Origin of the sequence: Luedemannella helvata, assembly GCF_039528415.1 — a bacterium.
Taxonomy (GTDB): domain Bacteria; phylum Actinomycetota; class Actinomycetes; order Mycobacteriales; family Micromonosporaceae; genus Luedemannella; species Luedemannella helvata.
Window position 1 is genome coordinate 20,759 of the sequence record NZ_BAAALS010000007.1, and the last position, 25,028, is coordinate 45,786.

Here is a 25,028-nt window from a genome sequence, read left to right on the forward strand (position 1 = left end):
GCTGGGCGACCGGGAGCCCCGTTGTCTGTACGTGACTAGTGGACCAGCATCGGGGCGGGCGCCTCCCCGTCGGCCACCTGCTCCAGGTTCGGCGTGGTCTTCTTGCGCGGCAGGAAGAACGCCGGGATGAGACACGCCGCGATGAGCACGAGCGCGATCAGGTACGTGTGCCCGAACGCGTCCGCGAACGCCGACTTGCCGGCCTCCACGGCACCTGGCGGCAGCTGGTCGGCTGGCACGACGCCCTGCAGCACGCCGCCGTAGAGCTTCGCGGGCTCGCTGGACAGCACCGCGTTCGTGAAGATCACGGACATGGTGGCCGTACCGATGGACCCGGCGGTCTGCTGGACGATGTTCATCATCGTCGAGCCGCGGGCGACCTGCTGCTGGGTCAGGCTCGCCATGGCCGCCGACATGGTCGGCATCATGGTGAGGCCCATGCCCATGCCCATGACGAACAGCGCGCCGAGCAGCAGCCCGTACGACGAGTCCGCGGCCACCTGCGTGAACACGGCCATGCCGGCGGCGATGATGACGATGCCGGTGAGCACCAGCTTGCCCGGGCCCATCTTGTCGGTCAGCCGACCGCCGATCGGCATGGTGAGCATGGCGCCGAGGCCCTGCGGCGCGAGCAGCAGGCCGGTGTGCAGGGTGTTCTCGCCGCGCACCTGCAGGAAGTAGCTCGGGAACAGCAGCATGCTGCCCATGAACGCGACCGTGAACAGGGTCATCGTGATGACCGCGATGGTCAGGTTCCGGTTCTTGAACAGGGTCAGGTCGATGAGCGCGTGCGTCTTGCGCAGGGCGTGCAGCACGAAGGCAACGATCAGGACGAAGCCGACGATCGCGGGTACGAGCACCTTGGCGTGGGCGACCGTGCGCTCCTCCGGGATCGAGGACACGCCGTAGAGGAACAGCGCGAGACCCGGCGACAGCAGCAGCATGCCGACGAAGTCGAACGACTCGCTCGGGTGCGGCTGGTCCTTCGGAAGCACGCGGAAGGCGGCGAAGAAGGCGATCATGCCGATCGGCAGGTTGATCAGGAAGATCCACTGCCAGCTGGCCACGTCGACCAGCCAGCCGCCCAGGATCGGGCCGCCGATGGGGCCCAGCAGCATCGGCACGCCGAGGACCGCCATGACCCGACCGATCCGATCGGGGCCGGCGGCCCGCGTCATGATCGTCATGCCGAGCGGCATGAGCATGCCGCCGCCGAGGCCCTGCAGCGCGCGGAACGCGATCAGCGGGCCGATGTCCCAGGCGAGGGAGCACAGCACCGAGCCCGCGACGAACAGCGCGATCGACGTCAGGTAGAGCCGCTTCGTGCCGAACCGGTCGGCGGCCCAGCCGGTGACCGGGATCACAGTGGCGAGGGCCAGCGTGTAGGCGGTCATCGTCCAGGCGGCGGTGGCCGGCGTCGTGTGGAACTCGCGCTGGAAGGTGGGCAGCGCGACGCTGACGACGGTCACGTCGAGGATCGCCATGATCGCACCGATCACGACCACACCTGCGACTTTGAGAACGCCGCTGTCTAGCTTGTCGGACGATGAGCCCGTGGCCGCGGTTGCGGTCATGCGAGGGTGCTCCTCAGGTGAGGGAAGACAGAAGACCCGGCGATGCTAGCTTCTGCCCGACACGCCCTCAAAACGCTTTACACGCTGGTTACCTGCACTGTTGCGCGCCTCACGTCGCCGGTCGTCGATAGGCCGCGAGGAGATCCTCCGGGCCGACACACGGCACGTCGAGGCCGGCCGCGACGCCGGCCCGCGCCACGGCGAGCAGCGGTGTAGTGCCGTCCGCGCCCGGCAGCCGGTCGCGGTGCGCCAGCAGCCGGCCGAGGTCATGTCCGTCGAACGGGCGCCGTTCGAGCCACTTGATGGACCCGACGAGGGTGACGCGGCGCGCCACGGGCTCCCGGTCCGCGCCGACCAGGTCGATCTCCGGATCGTTCGTCCGGGTCCAGTACCCGCCGACCACGGCGGTGTCGGCCGGCAGCCGACCGTCCGGCAGCCGGCGCAGGGCCTCCCGGACGACCGGCTCGATGGCCCGGCCGCGCCACGACGACCACTGCGTGCGGATCCGGTCGAGCACGAGGTCGCCGCGCCCGCGCTCGATCTGGGGCAGGTACGGCCCGAGCAGCGCGAGCCAGAACCGCAGGTGCGGGTCGGCGACCACGTACCGGGTCTCCCGCGAGGGCTGGGTGGACAGCGGCGTGAGCGCGTCGACGACACGCTTGGCGGTCAGCAGTTGCAGCGCCCGGCTCAGCGACGCCGGCGCGAGCCCGCCGGCCGCCCGGGCGATGAGCGAGAAGCTGCGCTCGCCCGCACCGATCGCCCCGAGGACCACACGGGCGTGCGAGTCCGGCGGGAACTCCGCCGCCAGGGCCCGCTCGCCGCTGACCAGCAGCGCGGACGTCGGGTCGGGGACGGCGCCGGCGAGGTAGTCGAGCGCGGGACGCCCGGCCGGCCACTCGTCGAGCACCAGCGGCAGACCGCCCGAGACGAGGTACGCGTCGAACGCGTCCTCGGCCGGCAGGTCCAGCATTTCCGCGATGTCGGCCGGGTCGAGGGCCGGGACGACCATCTCGGTGGCCCGCTGGTGGAATGGTCGCCCGTACTCGTTGAGGGCCTCCATCATGGCCAGGTCGGAGCCGACACAGATCAACAGGACGGGCCGGCGGGACAGTTCCCGGTCGAAGATCTTCTGGAGGGTGCCCTCGAAGCCCGCGTCCGTGGCCATCAGGTACGGCATCTCATCCAGCACGACGACGCTGGGCCGGTCCGTCGGCAGCGCGGCGGCGAGCAGGGTCAGGGCCGCGTCCCAGGTCTGCGGCGCCTGGCCGGCGAAGGTCGCCGCGGCCGGCAGGTCGCAGGACTGCGCCGCCTGCGCGAACAAGCGCAGCTCCGCCTGGGCGGTCGGCTGCGCGGAGGCCGTGAAGAACAACGAGGGCACGCCGGCCCGCTCGATGAACTCCTCCACCAGGCGCGACTTGCCGACCCTCCGGCGCCCGCGCATGAGGATCGCCCGGCCGGGCCGGCCAGCCCGGCCGCCGCCGCGCACCCGGGCGAGCATGGCGTCCAGCGCGGCGATCTCCTGTTGCCGGCCGACGAATCCATCCACGGCAGAAGACTATCACCGCTGATACTATCGGCGGCGATAGTCTTAGAGTTGGGAGCTAGGCGACCAGGAGGCCGCGGGCGGCGAAGCGGTCGCGCGTACCGGTGATCAGCTCCTCGGTCGGCGGCTCGGTGTCCGCGAGCGGGTAGTCCAGGCCCAGGCCGGCGTACTTGGCGGCGCCGAGCCGGTGGAACGGCAGCACCTCGACGCGCTCCACGGTCGGCAGGCCCGCCACGAAGTCGGCCACCCCCTCGACGACCTCCGGCGCGTCCGTCAGGCCCGGCACCAGGACGAAGCGGATCCACATCGGCATGCCGCGCGCCGCGAGGCGCCGTGCGAAGCGCAGCGTCGGGGCCAGCGGGCGGGTGGTCAGCTGGCGGTAGCGCGCCTCGCCCCACGACTTGATGTCCAGCAGCACGAGGTCGGTCGCGTCGAGCAGGGCGTCGTCGGCACGGGCGCCGAGGTAACCCGAGGTGTCCAGCGCGGTGTGCAGACCGTCCTGCTTACACATACTCAGCAGTGCGCTCGTGAACCGCGGCTGGAGCAGCGGCTCCCCGCCGGTCACCGTCACCCCGCCGCCGGAGGTCGCGATGAAGTCCTCGTACTTCTCGATCTCCATCATCAGGTCGCCGACGGTGCGCCGGGTGCCCGACCGCATGGTCCACGTGTCCGGGCTGTGGCAGTACGCGCACCGCAGCGGGCAGCCCGCGAGGAACGCCGCGAACCGGACCCCCGGCCCGTCCACTCCTATGGACACGTCCCAGGAGTGGACGGACCCGGTGACCTCAGAGAGCGCCATGGAAGGTCCGCGAGATCACGTCGCGCTGCTGCTCGGGGGTGAGCCGGACGAACGTCACCGCGTACCCCGAGACCCGGATCGTCAGCTGGGGGTAGTCCTCGGGGTGGGCCATCGCGTTCTCCAGCGTCGCGCGGTCCAGCACGTTGACGTTCAGGTGGAAACCGCCGGCCCGCGCGTACCCGTCGAGCACGCCGACCAGGTTGCGGACCCGATCGTCGCGGGTGTGGCCCAGGCCGTCCGGCGTCACCGTGGCGGTCAGCGAGATGCCGTCGCGGGCGCTGTCGTAGGGCAGCTTCGCCACCGACAGGGCCGCCGCCACCAGGCCGTGGTGGTCACGGCCGTTCATCGGGTTCGCGCCGGGCGCGAACGGCTCCCCCGCGCGACGTCCGTCGGGCGTGTTGCCCGTGTGGCGGCCGTAGACCACGTTGGAGGTGATGGTGAGTACGGACAGGGTGGGCTCCGCCCCCCGGTACGTGCGCTGGCGCTGCACCCGGTTCATGAACGCCTCGACCAGCCACACCGCGATCCGGTCCACCCGGTCGTCGTTGTTGCCGAACGTCGGGAACTCGCCCTCGACCGCGAAGTCCGTCGCCAGGCCCGACTCGTCGCGCAGCACCTTCACCCGGCCGTACCGGATCGCCGACAGGCTGTCCACCGCCACCGACAGGCCGGCCAGGCCCGTCGCCAGGAAGCGGTGCACCGGGTAGTCGTGCAGCGCCATCTCCAGGCGCTCGTACGCGTACTTGTCGTGCATGTAGTGGATGACGTTGAGCGCGTCCACATAGGTGCGGGCCAGCCAGTCCATCGTGTGCTCGAAGGCCGCGATAACCTCGTCGTAGTCGAGGTACTCCCCGCCGACCGGCGGGGTGCGGGGCGCGATCTGCAGGCCGGTCAGCTCGTCGCGGCCGCCGTTGATGGCGTACAGCAGAGCCTTCGCGATGTTGGCCCGCGCGCCGAAGAACTGCATGTCGCGGCCCACCCGCATGGCCGACACGCAGCACGCGATCGCGGTGTCGTCGTCGAAGCGCGGCCGGATCAGGTCGTCGGACTCGTACTGGATCGCGCTCGTGTCCAGCGACACCTGCGCGCAGAACCGCTTCCAGCCCTCGGGCAGGCCCGGCGACCACAGCACGGTCAGGTTCGGCTCCGGCGCGGCGCCCAGGTTGTAGAGGGTCTGCAGGAACCGGAAGCTCGTGCGGCTCACCAGCGTGCGGCCGTCCGCGCCCGTGCCGCCCAGGCACTCGGTCACCCAGGTCGGGTCGCCGGAGAACAGTTCGTCGTACTCCGGGGTGCGCAGGAAGCGGATGATCCGCAGCTTGATGACGAAGTCGTCGATGAGCTCCTGCGCGCTCTGCTCGTCGAGCAGACCGCACTCGAGGTCGCGCTCCAGGTAGATGTCGAGGAACGTGGACACCCGGCCCAGCGACATGGCCGCGCCGTTCTGCTCCTTCGTGGCGCCCAGGTAGGCGAAGTACAACCACTGGATCGCCTCGCGGGCGTTGGTGGCCGGCCCCGAGATGTCGAACCCGTACGACTGGGCCATCACCTTCAGGTCCACCAGGGCGCGGATCTGCTCGGCCAGCTCCTCCCGGTCGCGGATCACGTCCTCCGTGGAGGGTACGTCGTCGAGGCGGGCGCGCACCTCGCGCTTCTCGGCGATCAGGCGGTCCACGCCGTAGAGCGCCACCCGGCGGTAGTCGCCGATGATGCGGCCCCGGCCGTACGCGTCGGGCAGGCCCGTGATGATGTGCGACCGGCGGGCGGCCATGATCTCCGCGGTGTACGCGTCGAATACGCCCGCGTTGTGGGTCTTACGGTGCTGGGTGAAGAACGCGCTCAGGATCGGGTCCAGCTCGTACCCGTAAGCCTTGAGGCTGGCCTCCACCATCCGCAGGCCGCCCGCGGGCATGATGGCCCGCTTCAGCGGCGCGTCCGTCTGCAGACCCACGATCAGCTCGTGCTCGCGGTCCAGGTACCCGGGAGCGTGCGAGGTGATCGTGGACGGCGTGTACTTGTCGACGTCGTAGACGCCGCGGGCGCGCTCGTCCACGAACATCTCGCTCAGCCGGCGCCACAGCGCGCGGGTGCGGTCCGTGGGACCCGCCAGGAACTCCGCGTCGCCGGTGTAGGGCCGGTGGTTGGCCCGGATGAAGCCGGCCACGTCGATCGCGTCGCGCCAACCCGTGCCGGTGAAGCCCCGCCAGGCGTCCGCAATGTCCATGATTCCTCCCTCAAGCTCCTGGTTTGAGGGTCCATCAGGACGCGACGGCACCGTAGGGGCGGAAGTCCCGGGCCTAGGTGCTGGTGGTCCTCGCGGAGTCCGTCACCATGATCTGGCCCAGCCGGTCGGGGCCTGGGGCGTGCGGCACCGGGACCACCACGACGGGGCACGTGGCCATCCGGACGCACTCCTCGCTCACCGAGCCGAGGACGGCCCGGAACAGCCGGTTGTGGCCATGGCTGCCGACCACCAGCATGTCCGCGTCGGCTGCGATCCTCGCGAGTACCTTCGCCGGACGGCCCTCGATCGCCTCCAATGCGAGCGGCACGCTCGGGCAGTCCTTGATCGAACGGACCGCGTCGGCGAGTGCCGTCTCCGCGTCCGCCCGTACGGTCTCCATGGTCGGACCGGACAGCAGCGCGGCCTCGTTCGCGCCCCAGTTCCAGGCGGTGATGGCCTGCACCGTGCCGCCCAGCCGGGCCGCGTGCTCGACCGCCCAGCGCAACGCCCGACGGCCGCCCTCGGAGCCGTCGACGCCGGCGACGATCCGGTACGTGGTGCCCATCTGGCTGCTCCCTTCGGTTCGTCGGTGTGCCGTCTTGTCGTGCTGGGCGGGCGCGGGTCCGCGAGACGCTCTCCTACGCCGCGGACGCGCCGCGCCCGCCCCGACCGCGTCGCGCCGGCCCAAGGAGTACGTCGCGGTCTACGTACCAGTCAGCGTCAGTGTGCGCCCTTCCCGTCAGGGCCGAAGGTCCCTCCCATAGGTCCCGGCTTAGTGAGGCCCCACGGCACTGCCGGTACGGCAGCGATAGGCGTCAACTAGTGGTGTCACGAAAACGAAGGGATGTGACAACAGTGACCGCGCTGCAAACCCCCCACATTGCGGTTGTCCACCGGACAACCAACGCGGCCGCGGTGCCAACAGAGGCCGCGGAGACCGTCGCCCAAAAGGCCACCCGGTACGTCTTCGCCGGCCTCCGGGTCGCCCTCGGCTGGATCTTCCTCTGGGCCTTCCTCGACAAGCTGTTCGGCCTCGGCCACGAGACCGCGGCGGCGAAGGCCTGGATCAACGGCGGCAGCCCGACCACCGGCTTCCTCAGCAAGGGCACTGCCGGCCCATTCGCGGACTTCTACCAGGGCCTCGCCGGCGCAGCCTGGGCCGACTGGCTCTTCATGGCCGGCCTGCTCGGCATCGGTGTCGCCCTCATCGCGGGCATCGGCCTGCGCGTCGCGGCGGTCACCGGTGGGCTCCTCATGGTTCTCATGTGGACCGCCGTCCTGCCCCCCGCGAACAACCCCTTCATGGACGACCACCTGATCTACGCCGGCGTCCTCGCGGCCCTGGCGCTGGTCAAGGCGGGCGACACCGCGGGCTTCGGCAAGACCTGGGCAGAGCTGCCCCTGGTGAAGCAGGCTCCCTGGCTCAAGTGATCCACTTCCTCCTCAAGGGGCGCGGCACAAGCCGCGCCCCTTCTCCGTGCGCCCTTCCCGTCCCCGCCCCCGCACCCCCTTCCCGCGCCGCCCCTCGCCGCGCCGCCCTCGCCGCGCCGCCGATCGCCGCGCCGCCCCCCTCGCCGCGCCGCCTCGCCGCGCCGCCCTCGCCGCGCCGCCCCCCTCGCCGCGCCGCCCCCCTCGCCGCGCCGCCGCTCGCGCGCCGACGTTTGGTCGATTCCGCGCCAAATTCGCCCCGTAATTACACGCCAAACCACCCAAACGTCGGCAGGAGCGCGCGGGCGCGCGGGCGGGCGGGCAGGCACGCGGGCGGGCGGGTGGGCGGGTGGGTGGGTGGGTGGGTGGTGGGTGGGTGGGTGGGTGGTGGGTGGTGGGTGGGGTGGCAGGGGCATCGGCAGTGCTGTGGGCGTCATGCCTGGGGCGGTCGCGTGGCGGAGCAGCTGGGCAGGCCTTCCCGTCCTGACCACGCGGAGTCGATCGGGCCGGCCCATGACGGTGTTCCATCCGGCGGGGAGACCTACGCTCCAACACTTCTCGCGATCAGCGACCCGTCACGTGCATGGTGCGCACTTTGGTGGGCATCAAGTGGCACTGTTGCCGCCAAAGTGCGCACCTTGGCAGAACGGACGGGGCCCAACACCAGCCGGTCACGGTGCCCGCACCTGGGCGGGGTCGGGGACGACACCGAGCGCAAGGGGCCACAGTGCCGCACCTGGGCGTTCCTGGACAGTACGTGGCCGGCCGGCCCTGGTGCCGTGCATGGCGACTCGGAACGACACGGACACGCCGCCACATTGCGCACTTCGGTGGGCGTCGAGTGGAGTGTTGCCGCCGTAGTGCGCACCTTGGCGGGCTTCGGAGCGCGCGCCGCTCGACGTCGTGCGGATCTCGCGGGACGGGAACGGCGCGGGCGCGCGTAGGCCAGCGCGCGAGAAACAGCGCGGGTCAGGCGGCGTCGATCAGGGCCGCGTCCAGGACCTCGGCGAGCGGGCGGCGGGGGGTCGGGGTGCCGGGCACGCCGTACCCCGCGCGCAGGAGTATGCGCGGCGAGCCGGTGCGGCGCAGGCCGAGGCGGAGTTGTTCGCGGATGGCCGGTACGTCGATCGGTTGGGAGAACAGCGAGGTGCTCAGCCCGTTGGCCGTCGCCGTGAGCAGCACCCGTTGCAGCGCCTGGCCGGCGATCAGGTCGTCGGCGGGCAGGTCGCCGTGGGCGCCCAGCACCGCGACCAGCGGGTCCGTTTCGAAGGTGCGGCCGGCCGGGCGGGGCGGGCCGCCGAAGTCGCGGGTCACGAGGAGGTCGCCCGGGTCGGGGGCGGGGCCGCCCGCGCTGCTGGGTACGCCGTCCGGGTCGGCGTCCGAGCGGCGGGTCCACTGCGCGAGTTCCGAGCGGTACCCCTCGTAGGTGTTCAGCAGGCCGTCGGCGACCCGGAGCAGCTCGGCCACCATGTCGAGCGCGACTGGGCCGATCATGAGGTCGAGCCAGGCGCCCTCGTCCCGGGCGGCCTGCACGAGGCGGGCACGCAGGTCGGGCGCCACGAACGTGGCGAGGAACGGCTGGCGGTTGCTGTGCCGGCGCGCGATGGCGGCGTACAACGTCTCTTCCCGCCACGTGGGCCGCGCCCGCCCGACCACCTCGACCCGCGCGAGCAGTTCGGGGTCCGTACGGTCGGGCAGCAGCTGGAAGGCGACACCGTAGCCCTGGTGGGCGAGGCCGAGCCGCAGGTTGAGCAGGGCGGCGCCGCAGGACAGGCGCAGGGCGTGGCCGTCCGGGTCGCTGGTCGGCAGCTGCCGGGTGGGGTCGGCGTAGAGGTCGACCGTCCGGTCACGCAACCGGAAGCGCCACGGCTGGGTGTTGTGTACCGATGGCGCCCGTACCGCGGCCTCGACAGCGGCGATGAGGTCGGCCCGGCCCACGACTGGATTGGTCATCTCCTCACGATCCCGCGTCGGGCCGACCCCGTTCAGGGCCGTTAGACCCGCTCCGGCGGGACTGTGCGCACGATGGCGACCGGGCACTCCGCGTGGTGCACCAACGCCTGGCTGACGGAGCCCAGCAGAAGGCCCCGGAAGCCGCCCCGACCACGCGAGCCGACCACGACGAGCGAGGCGTGCGTGCTCGTCTCGATCATCTCTGCCTCGGCGTCGGCGCTGTGGGTCAGCCGGGTCTCCACGGCCACGTTCGGGTACTTGTCGGACCAGCCCTCGACCGACTCGGCCACGATGCGGGTCGCCTCGGCTTCCAGCGCCACCGGGTCGATCTGGCCGTCACCGGCCGCGTAGTCCGGCGCCCACCACACGTGCTGGACGACGAGCGGCACCCGGCGGGTGTCCGCCTCGGCGAACGCGAGGCCCACGGCCGCCGCGCTGAGCGCGGAACCGTCGACGCCCACGACGACCGGCAGGCCAGGGTGCGGGCGCGCCTGCTCATCCGCCGGTCGCACCACGATCACCGGGCACTTCGCGTGCGCGGCCACCTGGGACGACACGGACCCGAGCAGCAGCTCCGCGAACCCACCGCGGCCCCGGCAGCCTACGACGAGTAGCCGCGCCGACTGGCTGGCGTCGATGAGAGTGCCGGAGGGGTTGCCCACGACAACCCGGGTCACGACCGTGAGTTCCGGGTACTTTTCGCGCAGACCGTCGGCGAGCGCGGTGAGAAGTTCCTCGCTCGCGGCCCGCCATTCGTCGAAATGGTTCGCGTACGGGGCGGCCATGCCGACCGCGGGCGCCAACTGCAGGACGTGCAGCAGGCACAGCGGCTCGCCGTACCGGGCGGCGGTGTCGGCCGCCAGTTCGGTCGCGGCGTTTCCGGAGGGCCCGCCGTCCACTCCGACCACGACTCCGGTGAAGGCTTCGGACATCTCACGGCTCCTTTCGTGCGGGTCTTCTACCGTCGCAACGACTGAGCCGGGTGGACAGGGTCAGAGGTCCCGAAGCGGCGCCGACCAGCAGAGGGTCGTTCCGGTGCCCGGGGTGGAGGTCACCTCGAACTCGCCGCCGAGACGCTCGGCACGCTGCCGCAGGTTCGCCAGGCCGCTGCGTTCGTCCAGCTCGGCGATACCTACCCCGTTGTCGGCAACGGTCAACACGACCAGTCCCGCGCGTACCGCTAAATGGATCTTGAGATGCGACGCGCGGGAGTGTTTCACCGCGTTGGACAGCCCTTCGCGGAGGGCGGCGAGCAGGTCGCCCCGGATGTCGCCGCCGACAGCGCTGTCGATCGGGCCGTCGAGCACCAGTTCGGGGCGGAAGCCCAGGGAGGCCGCCGCCGCGTCGACCTGGGCGCGGACCTCGCCGCGCAGGTCGGCCGGGGACGGCGAGCGCAGCTCGAAGATCGCCGAGCGGATGTCGCGGATGGTGGTGTCCAGGTCGTCGACGGCCGCACTGATCCGCGAGCCGACCTCGGGCCGGGCAAGCCGGGCGGCCGACTGCAGTTGCAGGCCGGTCGCGAACAGCCGCTGGATCACGACGTCGTGCAGGTCACGGGCGATGCGCTCACGGTCCTCCAGCACCACGAGCATCTCCCGCTCCTCGTGGGCGCGGGCGCGCTCCAGGGCCAGGGCGGCCTGGTCGGCGAACGTCACCAGCAGCGTCGGGTCGACCTCCGTGTCCACGGCCGCGCCGCCCGGGGCGTGTGTCACCGCGAGGACGCCGAGCACGCTGCCGCCCACGGCGAGCGGGGCCAGCAGGGTCTCGCCGCCGCTGACCTCCTCCGGCCAGTCGGCCGCCGCGGCCAGATCGGGCACGACCACGGGCCGGCGACCGGCGAGGACCTCCTCGAGCGCGGTGCCGGTCACCGTGAGCTCCGCGCCGGCGAGCGCGTCGTCGGCCGGATCGGCCACCTCGACGATCAGCTCCTCGTCGTCGTCCCCGATGAGCAGGATCAGCACCCGTTCGGCCCCGGAAACCTCCCGCGCCCGCCGGGCCACCAGGCGCAGCGCCTCCCCTCGCCGGACGTCCCCGAGGAGCAGGTTGGTGATCTCGGCCGTGGCCTCCAGCCAGCGTTGCCGCCGGCGGGCCGACGCGTACAGGCGGGCGTTCTCGATCGCCACGCCGGCCGCCGCCGCGAGCGCCACGACGATCTCCTCGTCGTCCGCGGTGAACTCGTCCGCGTCGCGCTTCTCCGTGAGGTACAGGTTGCCGAACACCTGGTCCCGGATGCGCACCGGGACGCCCAGGAAGCTGCGCATCACCGGATGGTTGGGGGGAAACCCGTACGACATCGGGTGCTGGCTGATGTCCGCGAGCCGCACCGGCTTCGGCTCCGTGATCAGGAGCCCGAGGATGCCCCGACCGGTCGGCAGGTCGCCGATGCGCTGGTGCTCCTCGGCCGTCACGCCGTCCGTGATGAACTCCACCAGCCGGCGGTCCGGCCCGATCACGCCCAGCGCGCCGTACTTCGCGTTGACCAGGCGACACGCGGCGATCGCGATGCGGTGCAGCGTACTGCGCAGGTCGAGGTCCGTGCCGATGCCGACCACGGCCTCCAGCAGCGCGGACAGCCGCTCCCGGCCCGCCATCACCTCGCCGACGCGGGCCAGCAGTTCCTGCAGCAGCTCGTCCAGGGCAACCTGCGACAGGCCGCCCAGCGGCGGGGCGTTCCAGAAATCGTCTGGCTGAGCGGGTACGACCACGCCCGGATCATAGCCAGCGGCGTTACCCGAACACGGCGCCGGTCGTCTCGCCCTTCGGGGAACCACCCAGGCAGTGAACCAATATCGTGTACGCGTCGACGTCGATGGCCTGCGCCGCCCGGTTCCAGCCCTTCGTCGCGCCGGGGTCGCGGCTGCGCTCGGCCAGCCGCGCCGCGGAACACGCGGCCTGGATGTCGGGGCGATCCATGAGAGCGGCCAGGGTCTCGTCATCGTCGGCGTCGGCCGGCAGGCGGACGGCGGCGAAGGTCTCCCAGTAGTGCGGAACGGCACACTTGGCCGCCCGTGGCTTGAGCGCGACCCCGTTGATCTGCGTCAGCCCATGCCAGCACAGGGGCTTCGTCGGGCACAGCGCGTCGCCGCACGCCGCGAAGCCCTGCGGGATCTCCTTGGCGCCGGCGCCCGAACTTCCGCCCGATCCACCGTCGGGGCGCGAGTTCCAGACGAGAAAGCCCACCGCCGCGGTGACAACGACAAAAACACTCGCGAGTACGAGCACGAGCCTGCGGTTCCCGTGGTTGCCGGGCATCGTCGACGCCGGAGTGTGGCGCTCCCCCGGCCAACCGGGCAGCGGCGTTCCGGCCGGCGGCGAGGCCGGCCAACCTGCCTGCGCAGGCGCGGGCATTGCGGCGGGTGGGGATGTGGGCCACACCTGTGGCGCGACCGGCGGCCACGGGGACGCCGACGCGAGGGAGGCACGGACCCGATCGGCGGCGGTGGCGAGCTCGGCGGCCGAGGCCCAGCGCAGCGCGGGATCAGGCGCCAGGGACCGGCCGACCAGCGCGGCCACGTCGTGAGGAACGTGCGGGCCCAGCGGCGGTGGCGGCTGCCCGACCCGCTGCATGGCGACGGCGAACGGGTTGTCGCCCACGAACGGCCGCGTACCGGTCAGGCACTCGTACGCCACGATGCCCAGGGCGTACACGTCGCTGCGCGGGGAGGCCGCCTGGCCGAGCACCTGCTCGGGCGCCAGGTACGCCGGGGTGCCGAGAATCGCGCCGGAGGCCGTGAGAGCCGTGCCGGCCGTACCGTGGGCGATGCCGAAGTCGGCCAACGCGATCGACCCGTCCGTGCGGACCAGCAGGTTGCCGGGCTTCACGTCGCGGTGCACGATGCCCCGGTCGTGGACGGCCTGCAGGGCCCGCGCAGCCTGCGCGATCAGGTCCATCGTGGACTGCGGGGACAATCGCCCCGCGCGGGCGATCAGGTGCGACAGCGGCTCGCCCTCGACGTACTCCATCACCAGGTACGCGCTGCGGTCGTCGCCGTGGAAGTCGTGGATCGTCACGACGCCGGGGTGGCGCACGCTCGCCATGGCGCGCGCCTCCGCCAGGAACCGCCGCACGAAGCCCGGTTCGTCCAACAGAGCCGGCAGGATCAGCTTGACGGCGACCGTACGGCCGAGCAGCTCGTCGGTCGCCGCCCAGACCTCGCCCATGCCCCCGGCGCCGAGGCGCTCACGCAGGACGTACCGATTCGCCAACACCGTCGAGCCAGAGGACATGCGCGGCACCCTATCTGGCGGCCACAACACCAACTCTCCGCCGCCGCTGCCTGGAACCGCTCCTCAGGACGATCGCCGTGTGACCTCGGTGCCGACCTGGCCGGCGGACCGCGCCACGGAGCACGGCGGCCGTGGCGCCCATCGCCGGCCAGCAGCAAACGGTCCACGGGTCGTCGCCGCGACCCGTGGACCGTTGTGGCACCGTGGCGTCAGGCGCTGGCCACGGGAGCGTTCGGCTGGGCCGCGTCCTCGTCCTTGCCGCGCGCGCCGACGATGATGCGAACCAGGCCGGCGATGGCGAGAACGCCACCGACGCCCGTGAGGGCGTACCCGCCGTACTTCTGGTTACGCAGCGTCTCCTCCGTGGTGCTCTCGCCGGTCTCGATGCCGGCCTTGCTGCGCACGCAGACGTCGCCGGCCTCCATGACCTGGCCGCCACACGTGGCCTTGTCCTGAGTGAACAGGTAGACGCCGACGCCGGCGAGGATGAGGCCGAGAACGAGCATGCCGAACTTGTTCTTCGCGATGTTCCAGATCACGTGGGTTCCCCGATTCGTTTGAAATGGCCCACGCAGGCTAGTGGCACGTTCATCAATGCAGACATCGACCATTCAGCTGATCTTCAGATGGCTATCAGCAGGGCTTCGGTGACTCACGGTGATGAATATGCGTGCCACATTCATGGCCGACGGGTCGCCGGCCCGTCCTCCGCGTGCTCGCAGCCGGGAAGACGATCATGAGACGCGGCCCGCACGAGGATGATCATCGCCGGAAGACCCGGCGACCTGGCGCAGACAAGCCTTTGACCTGCTGAAATGGTGGGCCGCCAGGGACTCGAACCCTGAACCTACGGATTAAAAGTCCGCAGCTCTGCCATTGAGCTAGCGGCCCGCGCCGCTCAGGGTACCTGGCCGGGTGCCCGCTGACCGAGTCAGTTACGCCCCAAACGTCATGACCGGGTGCCGGCCGGGGACTGCGGCGGGAAAGTTGCCCTCCGGGAGCGGCGCGCCGCGGCAACCCGGCCGCCAGGCCGGCGCGCCACGGAACACGCCCGGGAAGTGTGCATACAACGGTGACGTGGGGGTATCCGGCGGCCCATGCGAACCGTGGTGTTGACCAACGGGTGTTTCGACATCCTGCACGTGGGTCACGTGATCTACCTTCAGCAGGCGCGCGAGCTGGGGGACTGGCTGATCGTGGGCCTGAACTCGGATGCCTCCGTGCGCGCGTTGAAGGGACCGGCCCGCCCGATCAACCCGCAGGATGACCGCGCGACCGTACTATCCGCGCTCTCCTGCGTGGACGAGGTCGTCATCTTCGACGAACTCACGCCGGAGCGGCTTATCCGCGACATTCGACCTGATATCTATGTAAAAGGCGGGGACTATACCGAAGCCAACCTTCCCGAGCGGGATCTCGTAACCACGCTCGGTGGGGTCGTGCGGTGCCTGGAGCATGTGCCAGGACGGTCTACCAGCGCTCTTGTCGCGCAGATGAGCAACTCGGGCCGGACCTGGCAAGAAACTCGACGAATCTCCGAATAGGAGATTTCAAAGCGGGTAGTGGCCGGCACATGCGAGTCCTGGGGATCAATGCGCTCTTTCACGACCCGGCGGCGGCGCTGCTCGTCGACGGGGTGACGGTCGCGGCCGCCGAGGAGGAGCGGTTCAGCCGGCGCAAGCATGGCAAGCGACCGGTGCCGTTCGCCGCGTGGGAGCTGCCCGAGCTGGCCGCGACGTGGTGCCTCAAGCAGGCTGGCCTGCGCCCCGCGGACCTCGATGCGGTGGCGTACTCCTTCGACCCGTCGTTGTGCCGGCCCGCGGAGCAGCTCGGCCTCCGCGACCCTTGGGATTGGCTTCGCCAGGAGTACGCGCAGCGCGCGCCGACCTTCCTCGCGACGGCGCTGCCCGGTCTCGACCCGGACATCGTGCGCTTCGTGCCGCATCATGTCGCGCACGCGGCGTCCTCGGCGCTCGCGGCGCCCGCGCGGGCGGGCGTACGCGATCGGGCCGTACTCGTCCTGGACGGGCGGGGTGAGTCCGCCTCGCATCTGTCCGGGGTGTACCGCGACGGGCGGTTGGAGCCGCTCGCGACGCAGACGCTGCCCCACTCGCTGGGGCTTCTCTATGAGGACGTCACCCAGCACCTGGGTTTCCTGCGGTCGAGCGACGAGTTCAAGGTGATGGCGCTGGCCTCGTACGGCACGCCGCGCCACCTGGACCTGTTCCGGGAGGCCGTGTACGCCACCCCGGACGGCGGGTTCCGGGTGGAGCCCGTCGCGCTGGACGCCCTGTGCAAGGCGCGCGACCCCGACAGCGAGGAGTTCGCCACGGAGCACGCCGACCTGGCGGCGAGCGTGCAGAAGCGGTTGGAAGAGGTGCTGCTCGACCTGACGCGCTGGCTGCATGACGCGGCGGGCGGCCCGACCGGCCTCGCGCTGGCCGGTGGGGTGGCGCTCAACTGCGTGGCCAACGCGTACCTGGCCGAGCACGGCCCGTTCGAGGACGTGTGGGTGCAGCCGGCCGCGGGCGACGCGGGCACCGCGTTGGGGGCCGCGATGCACGTGGCGTCCACGGCGGGGGACGGCGTGTCGCCCATGCCGGGCGCGGACCTGGGCCGGGGGTACTCCGATGAGCAGTTGGAGGCGGAGCTGCGCCGCGCGCGGCTGCCGTACCGGCGACCGTCCTCTGTGGCCGACGCGGCTGCCGAGGTGCTCGCGGCTGACGGCGTGGTGGCCTGGTATCAGGGGCGCAGCGAGTTCGGGCCGCGCGCGCTGGGACACCGGTCGCTGCTCGCGCACCCGGGTCACCTGCGCAACGTGGAGCGGCTCAACGACGTGAAGGGCCGGGAGCAGTTCCGGCCGGTCGCGCCGATGGTGCTGGCCGAGCGGGCCGGCGACATCTTCGACGGGGTGCTGCCCAGCCCGTACATGCTGTTCACCCATCGGGTACGCGACGGGTGGCGCGAGCGCATCCCGGCCGTCGTGCATGTCGACGGGACTGCCCGCATCCAGACGGTGGACGGCGGGCGCGAGCCGCTCGTGGCCGCCATGCTGTCGCGGTTCGAGCAGCTCACGGGCCTGCCCGTGGTGGTGAACACGTCGCTCAACACGGCCGGCCGGCCGATGGTCGACTCGCCGCAGGACGCGCTGGAACTGTTCGGCTCCGCGCCGGTGGACCTGCTGGTGCTCGGGCCGTTCACGGTGACGCGGGCGGAGCTGGCGTGACGAGCCACGCCGTTGTCATCCCGACGGTCGGCCGACCGTCGTTGGAGCTCACCCTGTGGTCACTGGTCGAAGAGTCCCCCGAAAGCCCCCTGCCCGACGAGGTCATCGTCGTCAACGACCGGCCGTTGACCCGTCTCGTGCCGATGCTGCCGCCCGCGCTGGCCGACCGTACCCGGGTGGTGGCGGGGCCGGGGCGCGGGCCGGCGGCGGCGCGCAATGTCGGCTGGCGGGCCGCGTCAGCGGACTGGGTGGTGTTCGTCGACGACGACGTGGTGCCGCTGCCGTCGTGGCCGCGCGACCTCGTGCGTGACCTGGCGGAGGCGGCGCCGGAGGTCGCCGGGGTGCAGGGTGTCATCGAGGTGCCCCTGCCGGATCGGCCCACCGACTGGGAGCGGCAGGTGGCGGGCCTGGCCACCGCGCCCTGGATCACGGCCGACATGGCTGTCCGCCGGGGCGTACTCGATGAGGTTGGTGGTTTTGACGAGCGGTTTCCGCGCGCCTACCGGGAGGACACGGACCTGGCGCTGCGGCTACGGGCCGCCGGGTACGAGCTGGCGCGCGGGAAACGGCGCGCCGAGCATCCGGTGGGGCCGGCCGGGCCGTGGGTGAGCGTGAGGCGCCAGCGCGGCAACGCGGATGACGCGCTGCTCCGGCGGCGGTACGGCCCGGACTGGCGGCGGTTGGCCGGCGCGCCACGCGGGCGCCGGCCCTGGCACGCGGCGACGACGGTGTGCGCGGCGGCGGCGCTGCTCGCGTTCGCCGCACGGCGCCGGACGCCGGCTGTGCTCGCCGGCGCGGCATGGCTGGCGCTGACGGCGGACTTCGCGGCCCGCCGCATCGCGCCCGGCCCGCGCACGCCGCGCGAGGTGGCGACGATGGTGGCGACGAGCGCCGCGATCCCGCCGGCCGCGACCGCGTACTGGCTGCGCGGCTGGTACGCCCACCGCGACGTGCCGCGACTGCGCGGCGTGCCGCCGCCCGGCGGCGACCCGCGAGGGCGAACCCGCGACACGATGCGGCGGACCGGCGAGCCACGCGGGCGGGCCGACGACGCGCGGCGTGGTGCGGATGACCGGTTCGGGGCGGCGCGGTGAGCGGGCGGCGGTTTGACGCGGTGCTGTTCGACCGGGACGGCACGCTGGTCGAGGACGTGCCCTACAACGGGGATCCCGCGCTGGTGCGACCCCGGCCGGGCGCGCGGGCGGCGCTGGACCGGCTGCGCGCGGCGGGCTACCGGGTCGGCGTGGTCACCAACCAGTCGGGCCTGGCGCGCGGGCTGTTCACCGAGGCGCAGATGCATTCCGTGCGGGCGCGCATCGAGGAGCTGCTCGGGCCGTTCGAGGCGTGGCAGTTCTGCCGGCACGTCGAGGAGGACGGTTGCGAGTGCCGCAAGCCGCGCCCCGGCCTGGTGCTGGCGGCGGCCGCGCAACTGGGCGTCGACCCGGCCCGCTGTGTCGTGGTCGGCGACATCGGCGCGGACGTGGGCGCGGCGCACGCGGCCGGCGCGGCGAGCGTGCTCGTGCCGACACCGGTGACGCGGGCCGACGAGGTCGCGGCGGCGCCGACGGTCGTCGCCGACCTGGTCGAGGCGGCCGACTGGGTTCTGGGGCAGGTGTCGCCAAAAACGGTGTTGCAGCAGAACGTCCACAGCGGGTCCACCGCGCGTCCACAAAATGTCAGTCCGGTCCCACGCAGGCATGTGCTCGTCGTGCGGTCGGACTCGGCGGGCGACGTGCTCGTGACCGGGCCGGCCATCCGGGCGGTCGCCGCGGGCGCCGCGCGGGTGACTCTCCTGTGCGGACCGCGCGGTCGCGCGGCGGCGCAACTGCTGCCGGGCGTGGACGAGCTGATCGAGTGGACGGCGCCGTGGATAGACCCCCAGCCGCCGCCGGTCACGGAGGAGTCCGTCGAGCTGCTCGTCAAGCAGGTGCGCGCGGCGGCCGTCGACGAGGCGTTGATCTTCACGTCGTACCACCAGTCGGCGTTGCCGGCCGCGCTGCTGCTGCGGCTCGCGGGGGTGGGCCGGGTGTCCGCGATCAGCGTGGACTACCCCGGGTCGCTGCTCGACGTGCGGGTGCGCGACGACCTGGACGTACCCGAGACCGAGCGCGCGCTGGGCCTGGCCCGCGCGGCGGGCTACGACCTGCCGCCGGGCGATGACGGGCGGCTGCGACTGCGCGGACCGCTGCCCGACGTGACGGAGCTGACGAGCGGGGAGCCCTACGTCGTGGTGCACCCCGGCGCGAGCGTGCCCGCCCGGGCGTGCCCGCCGGACCTGTGCGCGGCGTTCGTGACCGCGCTGCGGGGGGCGGGCTGGCGGGTGCTCATCACCGGGGCGCCCGACGAGACCGTCCTGACCGCCCAGGTGGCGGGCAGCGACGGCGTCGACCTCGGCGGGCGGACCCCGCTGCCCGAACTGGCGGCCGTACTGGCCGGGGCGCGGGCCGTCGTGGTCGGCAACACCGGGCCCGCGCATCTCGCGGCCGCGGTCGGTACCCCGGTGGTGAGCCTGTTCGCCCCGACCGTGCCGTACGCGCGATGGGGCCCGTACGGCGTGCCGGTGGTGCGGCTCGGCGACGCGGGGGCGCCGTGCCGGGGCTCGCGCGCCACCGTGTGCCCGGTGCCGGGCCACCCCTGTTTGTCCCATGTGGAGCCTTCGGCTGTTGTCTCGGCCATTGAGGAGTTGACGTGCGGATTCTGACCTGGCATGTGCACGCGGCGTGGAGCACGGCGTTCGTCTCCGGCGGCCATGAGTACCTGGTGCCGACGCTGCCCGATCGTGGCCCGTTGGGGCGCGGGCGGCCGCGCACCTACCTGTGGCCCGGCAACGCCATCGAGGTCAGCCCGGACGACCTGCGTCACGAGCACGTCGACGTGGTCGTGCTGCAACGCCCCGAGGAGGAGGACCTGGCCCGCCTGTGGCTGGGCCGCTCGGTGCCGATGATCTATGTCGAGCACAACACGCCGCGCGGCGACGTGCCGGACACCCGCCACCCGCTGGCCGACCGCGACGACGTGACGATCGTGCACGTCACGCACTTCAACGACCTGTTCTGGGACTGCGGGTCGACCCGGACGACCGTCATCGAGCACGGGGTCGCGGAGCCCGACGCCCACTGGACGGGCGACGTGGCGCGCCTCGCCGTGGTCACGAACGAGCCCGTCCGCCGGGGCCGGGTCACCGGTACGGACCTCATCGGACGGTTCACGGACATCGCGCCCGTGGACGTGTTCGGCATCGGCGTGACCGGACTGGCCGGGCCGAACGTGCGGCCGTACGAGGACCCGGACCAGCACGTCATGCACGGCTTCGTGGCCCGCCGCCGGGTGTACCTGCACCTGACCCGGTGGACCTCGCTGGGCCTGTCGCTCATCGAGGCGATGCACATGGGATGCCCCATCGTGGCGCTCGCGACGACCGAGGCCGCCATGGCCGTGCCCGCGCGGGCCGGTGTCGTCAGCACGAACGTGGCCGAGCTGCGCGACGCCGCCCAGTACTACCTGGAGGACCACGACGCCGCCCGCCGGGCGGGGTCGATCGCGCGCCGGGCGGCGGCCCTGCGTTACGGCCTGCCCCGGTTCCTCGCGGACTGGGACCGGCTCCTCGCCGACGTCACCGCCACCCCACCCGTGGCGGCCGTCCTCTCCGCAGGAGGCCAGTCATGAGAATCGGCATGATTTCCGAGCACGCCAGCCCCCTCGCCGCCCTCGGCGGCATCGACGCGGGCGGGCAGAACCTGCACGTGGCCGAGCTGGCCGCCGCGCTCGTCCGCCACGGGCACCAGGTGGAGGTCTACACCCGCCGCGACGACCCGCGCACCCCCGAGTGCGTGCGCGCCGACGGGTACGACGTCGTGCACGTGCCGGCCGGTCCGGCCGTCGCGCTGCACAAGGACGAGCTGTTCGGGTACATGCGCCCGTTCGGGCGGTGGGTGTCGCGACGGTGGTCCGGTCACGCCGGCCCGCCCGACCTGATCCACGCGCACTTCTGGATGAGCGGGATGGCGGCCATCGAGGCGACGGCCCGGCACCGGGTGCCGACCGTGCTCACCTACCACGCGTTGGGCGTGGTGAAGCGGCGCTACCAGCGGGCCGACGACACCAGCCCGCCGCTGCGTTGCGCGGTGGAGACACAGCTCGGCAACGCCGTGGACCGGGTCATCGCCCAGTGCCGCGACGAGGTCGCCGAGCTCGCCGCCATGGGCGTACCGCTCGACGGCGTGGAGGTCGTGCCGTCCGGGGTGAACACGTACCGGTTCACGCCCGACGGGCCGGCCGCGCCGCGCACGCCGGGCGTGCACCGGGTGGTGACCGTGGGCCGGCTCGTGCCGCGCAAGGGGTACGACGACCTGATCCGCGCGGTGCACGGGCTCGGCGAGGTGGAGCTGGTGATCGTGGGCGGGCCGCCCGAGGGCGCGGCGGCCGACCCGGAGGGGCAGCGCCTGGCCGACCTCGCGCGGCGGCTCGGCATCAGCGACCGGGTCCGGCTGGTCGGGCCGATCGCGCCGGCCGACATGCCGGCCTGGTACCGCTCGGCGGACGTGGTCGCCTGCGCGCCCTGGTACGAGCCGTTCGGGCTGACCCCGCTGGAGGCCATGGCCTGCGGCGTACCGGTCGTCACGTACGCCGTGGGTGGTCTTCAGGACACCGTGCTCGACGGGGTCACCGGCCGCCACGTGCCGCCGGGGGACGTCGCCGGGCTCACGCAGGCGCTGCGCGACCTGCTGACGGACGCGCCGCTGCGCCGCCGGTACGGCCGGGCGGCGCTGGACCGGGCCCGCACGCACTACTCGTGGCCAGCGACCGCGGCCCACATGGCCACCGTGTACGCCGGCCTGCTGCACGCCCGCAACCCCCAGGAAAAGGTGGCGTCATGATCGACGACTTGACGGACCGGCACGTGCGGTCGCTGGCCCGCGCGCTCGACGACTTCGGCGGCGAGGCGCAGCGGCTGGCGGCCTGGGGACGGGCGCTCGCGGCCGTCCTGACCGGCGGCGGGCGGCTGCTGACGGCCGGCAACGGGGGCAGCGCCGCCGAGGCCCAGCACCTGGCCGCCGAACTGGTCGGCAAGCTGGCCGAGGATCGGCGGCCGTTCTCGGCGATCGCCCTCAACGCGGAGACGTCCAGCCTCACGGCGATCGCCAACGACTACGGCTTCCAGGAGGTCTTCGCCCGGCAGGTGCGCGCGCACGGCCGGCGCGGCGACATCCTCGTGCTGTTCTCGACCTCGGGTTCGAGCCCGAACCTGGTGGCCGCCGCGGACGCGGCGCAGGCCATCGGGGTGCGCACCTGGGCCGTCACCGGGCCCGCGCCGAACCCGCTCGCGGAGGTCTGCGACGACGCGCTGGCCGTGCCCAGCCCCGAGCCGCAGACGGTGCAGGAGCTGCATCTCATGTGCGTACACCTGCTGTGCCGGCACGTGGAGGCGGCCCTCGGCATGGGCAAGCGGCCCGCCCGGCATCTCCATCTGGCCGGGGAGCCGCTGTGAGCGGCCCCATCGTCGTCGTCGGGGACGTGCTGCTGGATCGGGACGTCACCGGCGTCGCGGACCGGCTGTGCCCGGACGCTCCCGTACCCGTCCTGACGGAACTGTCCAGTGTGGAGCGGGCCGGTGGAGCGGGCCTCGCGGCGAGCTTCCTCGCCCACGACGGCGCCGAGGTCGTGCTCATCGGCGCGGTCGGCCCCGACGCGGCGGGTCAGCGGGTCCGCGGACTGCTCTCGGCCGCGGGGGTCGAACTGCTGCCCATCGGGTACGACGGGACGACCCCCGAGAAGATCCGCCTGCGGTCGGGCCGGCACCCGCTGCTGCGGCTGGACCGGGGGGTGACCGTGGGGACCTACGGCGACCTGCCGGCCCGGGCGTCGGCGGCGCTGCGCGCCGCGTCGGCCGTACTGGTCAGCGACTACGGGCGGGGGGTGACCGGGCTGGCCGGGCTGCGCCGCCTGCTGACCGAGGTGACCGGGCGGACGCCCATGGTCTGGGATCCGCACCCGCGTGGCGCCACGCCGGTGCCGGGCGTACGGGTGGCGTGTCCCAACCGCGGCGAGGCGGCGGGCTTCGCGGCCGCGCACGGCGCGGACCTGAACGGCCGGCCCGTGCCCGACCCGGAGGCCGTGGCCGCGCAGGCGCGGCTGCTGCGCGGGGCGTGGCGGGCCAGCGCCGTGGCGGTCACCCTGGGCCCGGGCGGGGCGCTGGTCGTCGAGTCGTACGGGGCGCCGGCGAGCGTACCCGCGCCGGTGTCCCACCACGGCGACACGTGCGGGGCGGGCGACCGGTTCGCCGCCACGACCGCGCTGTCGCTGGCCGGGGGCGTACGGGTGCGCGACGCGGTCGGCGCGGCGGTCGAATCCGCGTCGCGGTACGTGGCCTCGGACGGTCCGGCCAACCTGATCAGCCTTTTTGCCCACCCGGAGATCGCGGGATCGGACACCATTGCCATGGAGGCAGCCACATGAAGCACAGCGGTTCCATCGTGGTCACCGGCGGTTCGAGCGGGCTCGGCCACGCCATCGTCGAGCGCGTCCTGGCGGCCGGCGGCCGGCCGGTCGTCCTGGACCTCAAGCCGCCGCAGGCGGACGTCCCGTACGCCGCCGTCGACCTGTCCGACGCGCGCGCCGCCGAGGAGGCGGTCGCGACGCTGGCGGCCGAGACGGGCGAGCTGTCGGCCGTGGTGACGGCCGCCGGCATCGACACGCCGGGCACCCTGGCGACCGTGCCGGCCGAGGCCTGGGAGCGGGTCGTGCAGGTCAACCTGATCGGCACGGCGGCCGTGATCCGGGCGGCCCTGCCGCACCTCGAGCGCTCGCGGGGCCACGTCGTGACGGTCGCGTCGACGCTGGGGTTCCGGGCGCTGTCGGACGCCACGGCGTACTGCGCGGCGAAGTTCGGGGTGGTCGGCTTCACCCGGGCGCTGGCCGCCGAGCTGGGCGGGCGGGTGGGGGTGACCCTGCTGGTGCCGGGCGGGATGCGGACGGCGTTCTTCGACGGGCGCGACGAGCAGTACCGGCCCGGGGCGGACGCGCAGCTCAACGACCCGGCCAACGTGGCCGACGCGGTGCTGTTCGCGCTCGACCAGCCGCCCGGGTGCGCCGTGCGGGAGCTGGTCATCTGCCCCTCGACGGAACCGTCGTACCCATGATCGTCGCGCTGCGCGCCCTGGGGCTGGGCGACCTGCTGACGGCCGCGCCGGCGCTGCGGGGCCTGCGCCGGGCGCGGCCGGACGCCGAGCTGGCACTGGTCGCGCCGGCCGGCCTGGCGCCCCTGGTGGAGCGGCTGGGGGCCGTGGACCGGATCGTGGACGTGCCGGCGGCCGTCGCGAGCCCGCCGCCGGAGCGGCTGCGCTGGCACGGCCCGGACGTCACCCTGGCCGTGAACCTGCACGGCAAGGGCCCGCAGTCGACCAGGCTGCTGCACGGCCTGGACCCGCAGCAGCTGTGGGCGTACGGCATGCCGGGCGCCCCCGAGTGGGACCCGTACGAGCACGAGGTGGCCCGCTGGCGGCGCCTGGTCGAGGCGTACGGCTGCCAGACCCGCACGGACGACCTGTTTCTCGGCCCGCCCGGTCACCGCGACGGCCCGGTGCTGGTGCACCCGGGCGCGGCCCGGCCGAACCGGCGCTGGCCGCCGGACCGGTTCGCCGCGGTGGCCAGGTCGGTCGCCGACCGGGACCTGGACGTGCGGATCACGGCCGGGCCGGGCGAGGAGGACCTGGCCGGCGACGTGGCCGCGCAGGCGGGCCTGCCGCCGGACGCCGTGCTGAGCGGGCTGGACCTGGGCGAGCTGGCCGACATCGTGCGGGCGAGCCGGCTCGTCATCTGCGGCGACACGGGCTTCGCGCACCTGGCCACGGCGTACCGGACGCCGTCCGTGGTGCTGTTCGGGCCGGTGTCGCCGGCGCACTGGGGGCCACCGCCCGGCGACCTGCACCGGGTGCTGTGGTGCCCGCTGCCGGGTGACGACAACGCCCCCGCCGACGCTCCGCATCCCGCCCTGCTGCGCCTCGACCCCGAGGACGTGCTGCACGCGGCCGCGGACCTGCTGACCACGTGAGGCGAGG

21 protein-coding genes and 1 tRNA gene are annotated in these 25,028 nt (G+C 73.0%); 11 read left to right on the forward strand and 11 right to left on the reverse strand.

What is annotated here, in order from left to right:
* Nucleotides 1-35: 35 nt before the first annotated feature.
* The 5 genes from ABD191_RS08980 to ABD191_RS09000 form a co-directional block, all read right to left on the reverse strand.
* Complete coding sequence (locus ABD191_RS08980) at nucleotides 36-1,574, reverse strand: DHA2 family efflux MFS transporter permease subunit (protein ID WP_344078863.1); 1,539 nt, start codon at nucleotides 1,572-1,574, stop codon at nucleotides 36-38.
* Nucleotides 1,575-1,683: 109 nt separating this feature from the next.
* Nucleotides 1,684-3,120 carry an ATP-binding protein gene (locus tag ABD191_RS08985; RefSeq protein WP_344078865.1) on the reverse strand — a complete coding sequence of 479 codons (1,437 nt, stop codon included), beginning with the start codon at nucleotides 3,118-3,120 and terminating at the stop codon, nucleotides 1,684-1,686.
* Nucleotides 3,121-3,175: 55 nt separating this feature from the next.
* The gene (pflA, locus tag ABD191_RS08990) at nucleotides 3,176-3,916 is read right to left on the reverse strand and encodes a pyruvate formate-lyase-activating protein (RefSeq protein WP_344078866.1); all 741 of its coding nucleotides are present in this window, start codon (nucleotides 3,914-3,916) and stop codon (nucleotides 3,176-3,178) included.
* Complete coding sequence (gene pflB / locus ABD191_RS08995; RefSeq protein ID WP_344078868.1) at nucleotides 3,903-6,137, reverse strand: formate C-acetyltransferase; 2,235 nt, start codon at nucleotides 6,135-6,137, stop codon at nucleotides 3,903-3,905. The genes pflA and pflB overlap by 14 nt, the downstream gene beginning before the upstream one ends.
* Nucleotides 6,138-6,210: 73 nt before the next feature.
* A complete protein-coding gene (locus tag ABD191_RS09000) occupies nucleotides 6,211-6,702 on the reverse strand; it encodes a universal stress protein (RefSeq protein ID WP_344078870.1) in 492 nt (163 codons plus the stop codon).
* 314 nt (nucleotides 6,703-7,016) lie between these two features.
* Between ABD191_RS09000 and ABD191_RS09005 the strand changes: the two genes are divergently transcribed.
* A complete protein-coding gene (locus ABD191_RS09005; RefSeq protein WP_425560695.1) occupies nucleotides 7,017-7,568 on the forward strand; it encodes a hypothetical protein in 552 nt (183 codons plus the stop codon).
* 966 nt (nucleotides 7,569-8,534) lie between these two features.
* On the opposite strand, the gene ABD191_RS09010 is transcribed toward ABD191_RS09005, so the two are convergent.
* The 6 genes from ABD191_RS09010 to ABD191_RS09035 form a co-directional block, all read right to left on the reverse strand.
* Nucleotides 8,535-9,518 carry an Acg family FMN-binding oxidoreductase gene (locus tag ABD191_RS09010; protein WP_344078874.1) on the reverse strand — a complete coding sequence of 328 codons (984 nt, stop codon included), beginning with the start codon at nucleotides 9,516-9,518 and terminating at the stop codon, nucleotides 8,535-8,537.
* 41 nt (nucleotides 9,519-9,559) lie between these two features.
* Nucleotides 9,560-10,450: a universal stress protein gene (locus tag ABD191_RS09015; protein ID WP_344078876.1), complete on the reverse strand. Its 891-nt coding sequence runs from the start codon at nucleotides 10,448-10,450 to the stop codon at nucleotides 9,560-9,562.
* A 60-nt stretch (nucleotides 10,451-10,510) separates the two neighbouring features.
* Entirely contained in the window at nucleotides 10,511-12,109 is a 1,599-nt protein-coding gene (locus ABD191_RS09020; protein ID WP_344079195.1) for a sensor histidine kinase, read from the reverse strand.
* A gap of 136 nt (nucleotides 12,110-12,245) precedes the next feature.
* Entirely contained in the window at nucleotides 12,246-13,745 is a 1,500-nt protein-coding gene (locus ABD191_RS09025) for a serine/threonine-protein kinase (protein WP_344078878.1), read from the reverse strand.
* A gap of 209 nt (nucleotides 13,746-13,954) precedes the next feature.
* Entirely contained in the window at nucleotides 13,955-14,284 is a 330-nt protein-coding gene (locus ABD191_RS09030; protein ID WP_344078880.1) for a hypothetical protein, read from the reverse strand.
* 277 nt (nucleotides 14,285-14,561) lie between these two features.
* Nucleotides 14,562-14,636: transfer RNA gene (locus ABD191_RS09035), tRNA-Lys, on the reverse strand.
* A 206-nt stretch (nucleotides 14,637-14,842) separates the two neighbouring features.
* Here ABD191_RS09035 and rfaE2 point away from each other — a divergent pair.
* From rfaE2 to ABD191_RS09085, 10 genes are read left to right on the forward strand one after another with little or no spacing between them, the layout of a single operon-like run.
* Complete coding sequence (gene rfaE2, locus ABD191_RS09040) at nucleotides 14,843-15,289, forward strand: D-glycero-beta-D-manno-heptose 1-phosphate adenylyltransferase (protein WP_425560688.1); 447 nt, start codon at nucleotides 14,843-14,845, stop codon at nucleotides 15,287-15,289.
* A gap of 29 nt (nucleotides 15,290-15,318) precedes the next feature.
* Nucleotides 15,319-16,971, forward strand: coding sequence for a carbamoyltransferase family protein (locus tag ABD191_RS09045; protein ID WP_344078882.1), 1,653 nt, complete (start codon nucleotides 15,319-15,321; stop codon nucleotides 16,969-16,971).
* Complete coding sequence (locus ABD191_RS09050; protein WP_344078884.1) at nucleotides 16,968-18,065, forward strand: glycosyltransferase family 2 protein; 1,098 nt, start codon at nucleotides 16,968-16,970, stop codon at nucleotides 18,063-18,065. The genes ABD191_RS09045 and ABD191_RS09050 overlap by 4 nt, the downstream gene beginning before the upstream one ends.
* Nucleotides 18,062-19,672, forward strand: a complete 1,611-nt coding sequence (locus ABD191_RS09055; RefSeq protein ID WP_344078886.1) for an HAD-IIIA family hydrolase — start codon at nucleotides 18,062-18,064, stop codon at nucleotides 19,670-19,672. The genes ABD191_RS09050 and ABD191_RS09055 overlap by 4 nt, the downstream gene beginning before the upstream one ends.
* Entirely contained in the window at nucleotides 19,660-20,637 is a 978-nt protein-coding gene (locus ABD191_RS09060) for a glycosyltransferase (RefSeq protein WP_344078888.1), read from the forward strand. Before ABD191_RS09055 ends, ABD191_RS09060 begins: the two co-directional genes overlap by 13 nt.
* Entirely contained in the window at nucleotides 20,634-21,848 is a 1,215-nt protein-coding gene (locus ABD191_RS09065; protein ID WP_344078890.1) for a glycosyltransferase, read from the forward strand. Before ABD191_RS09060 ends, ABD191_RS09065 begins: the two co-directional genes overlap by 4 nt.
* A complete protein-coding gene (locus tag ABD191_RS09070; protein WP_344078891.1) occupies nucleotides 21,845-22,459 on the forward strand; it encodes a D-sedoheptulose-7-phosphate isomerase in 615 nt (204 codons plus the stop codon). Before ABD191_RS09065 ends, ABD191_RS09070 begins: the two co-directional genes overlap by 4 nt.
* Nucleotides 22,456-23,427: a bifunctional heptose 7-phosphate kinase/heptose 1-phosphate adenyltransferase gene (locus ABD191_RS09075; protein ID WP_344078893.1), complete on the forward strand. Its 972-nt coding sequence runs from the start codon at nucleotides 22,456-22,458 to the stop codon at nucleotides 23,425-23,427. The genes ABD191_RS09070 and ABD191_RS09075 overlap by 4 nt, the downstream gene beginning before the upstream one ends.
* Nucleotides 23,424-24,110, forward strand: a complete 687-nt coding sequence (locus tag ABD191_RS09080) for an SDR family oxidoreductase (RefSeq protein WP_344078895.1) — start codon at nucleotides 23,424-23,426, stop codon at nucleotides 24,108-24,110. The genes ABD191_RS09075 and ABD191_RS09080 overlap by 4 nt, the downstream gene beginning before the upstream one ends.
* Nucleotides 24,107-25,021, forward strand: coding sequence for a glycosyltransferase family 9 protein (locus ABD191_RS09085; RefSeq protein ID WP_344078897.1), 915 nt, complete (start codon nucleotides 24,107-24,109; stop codon nucleotides 25,019-25,021). Before ABD191_RS09080 ends, ABD191_RS09085 begins: the two co-directional genes overlap by 4 nt.
* Nucleotides 25,022-25,028 lie beyond the last annotated feature (7 nt).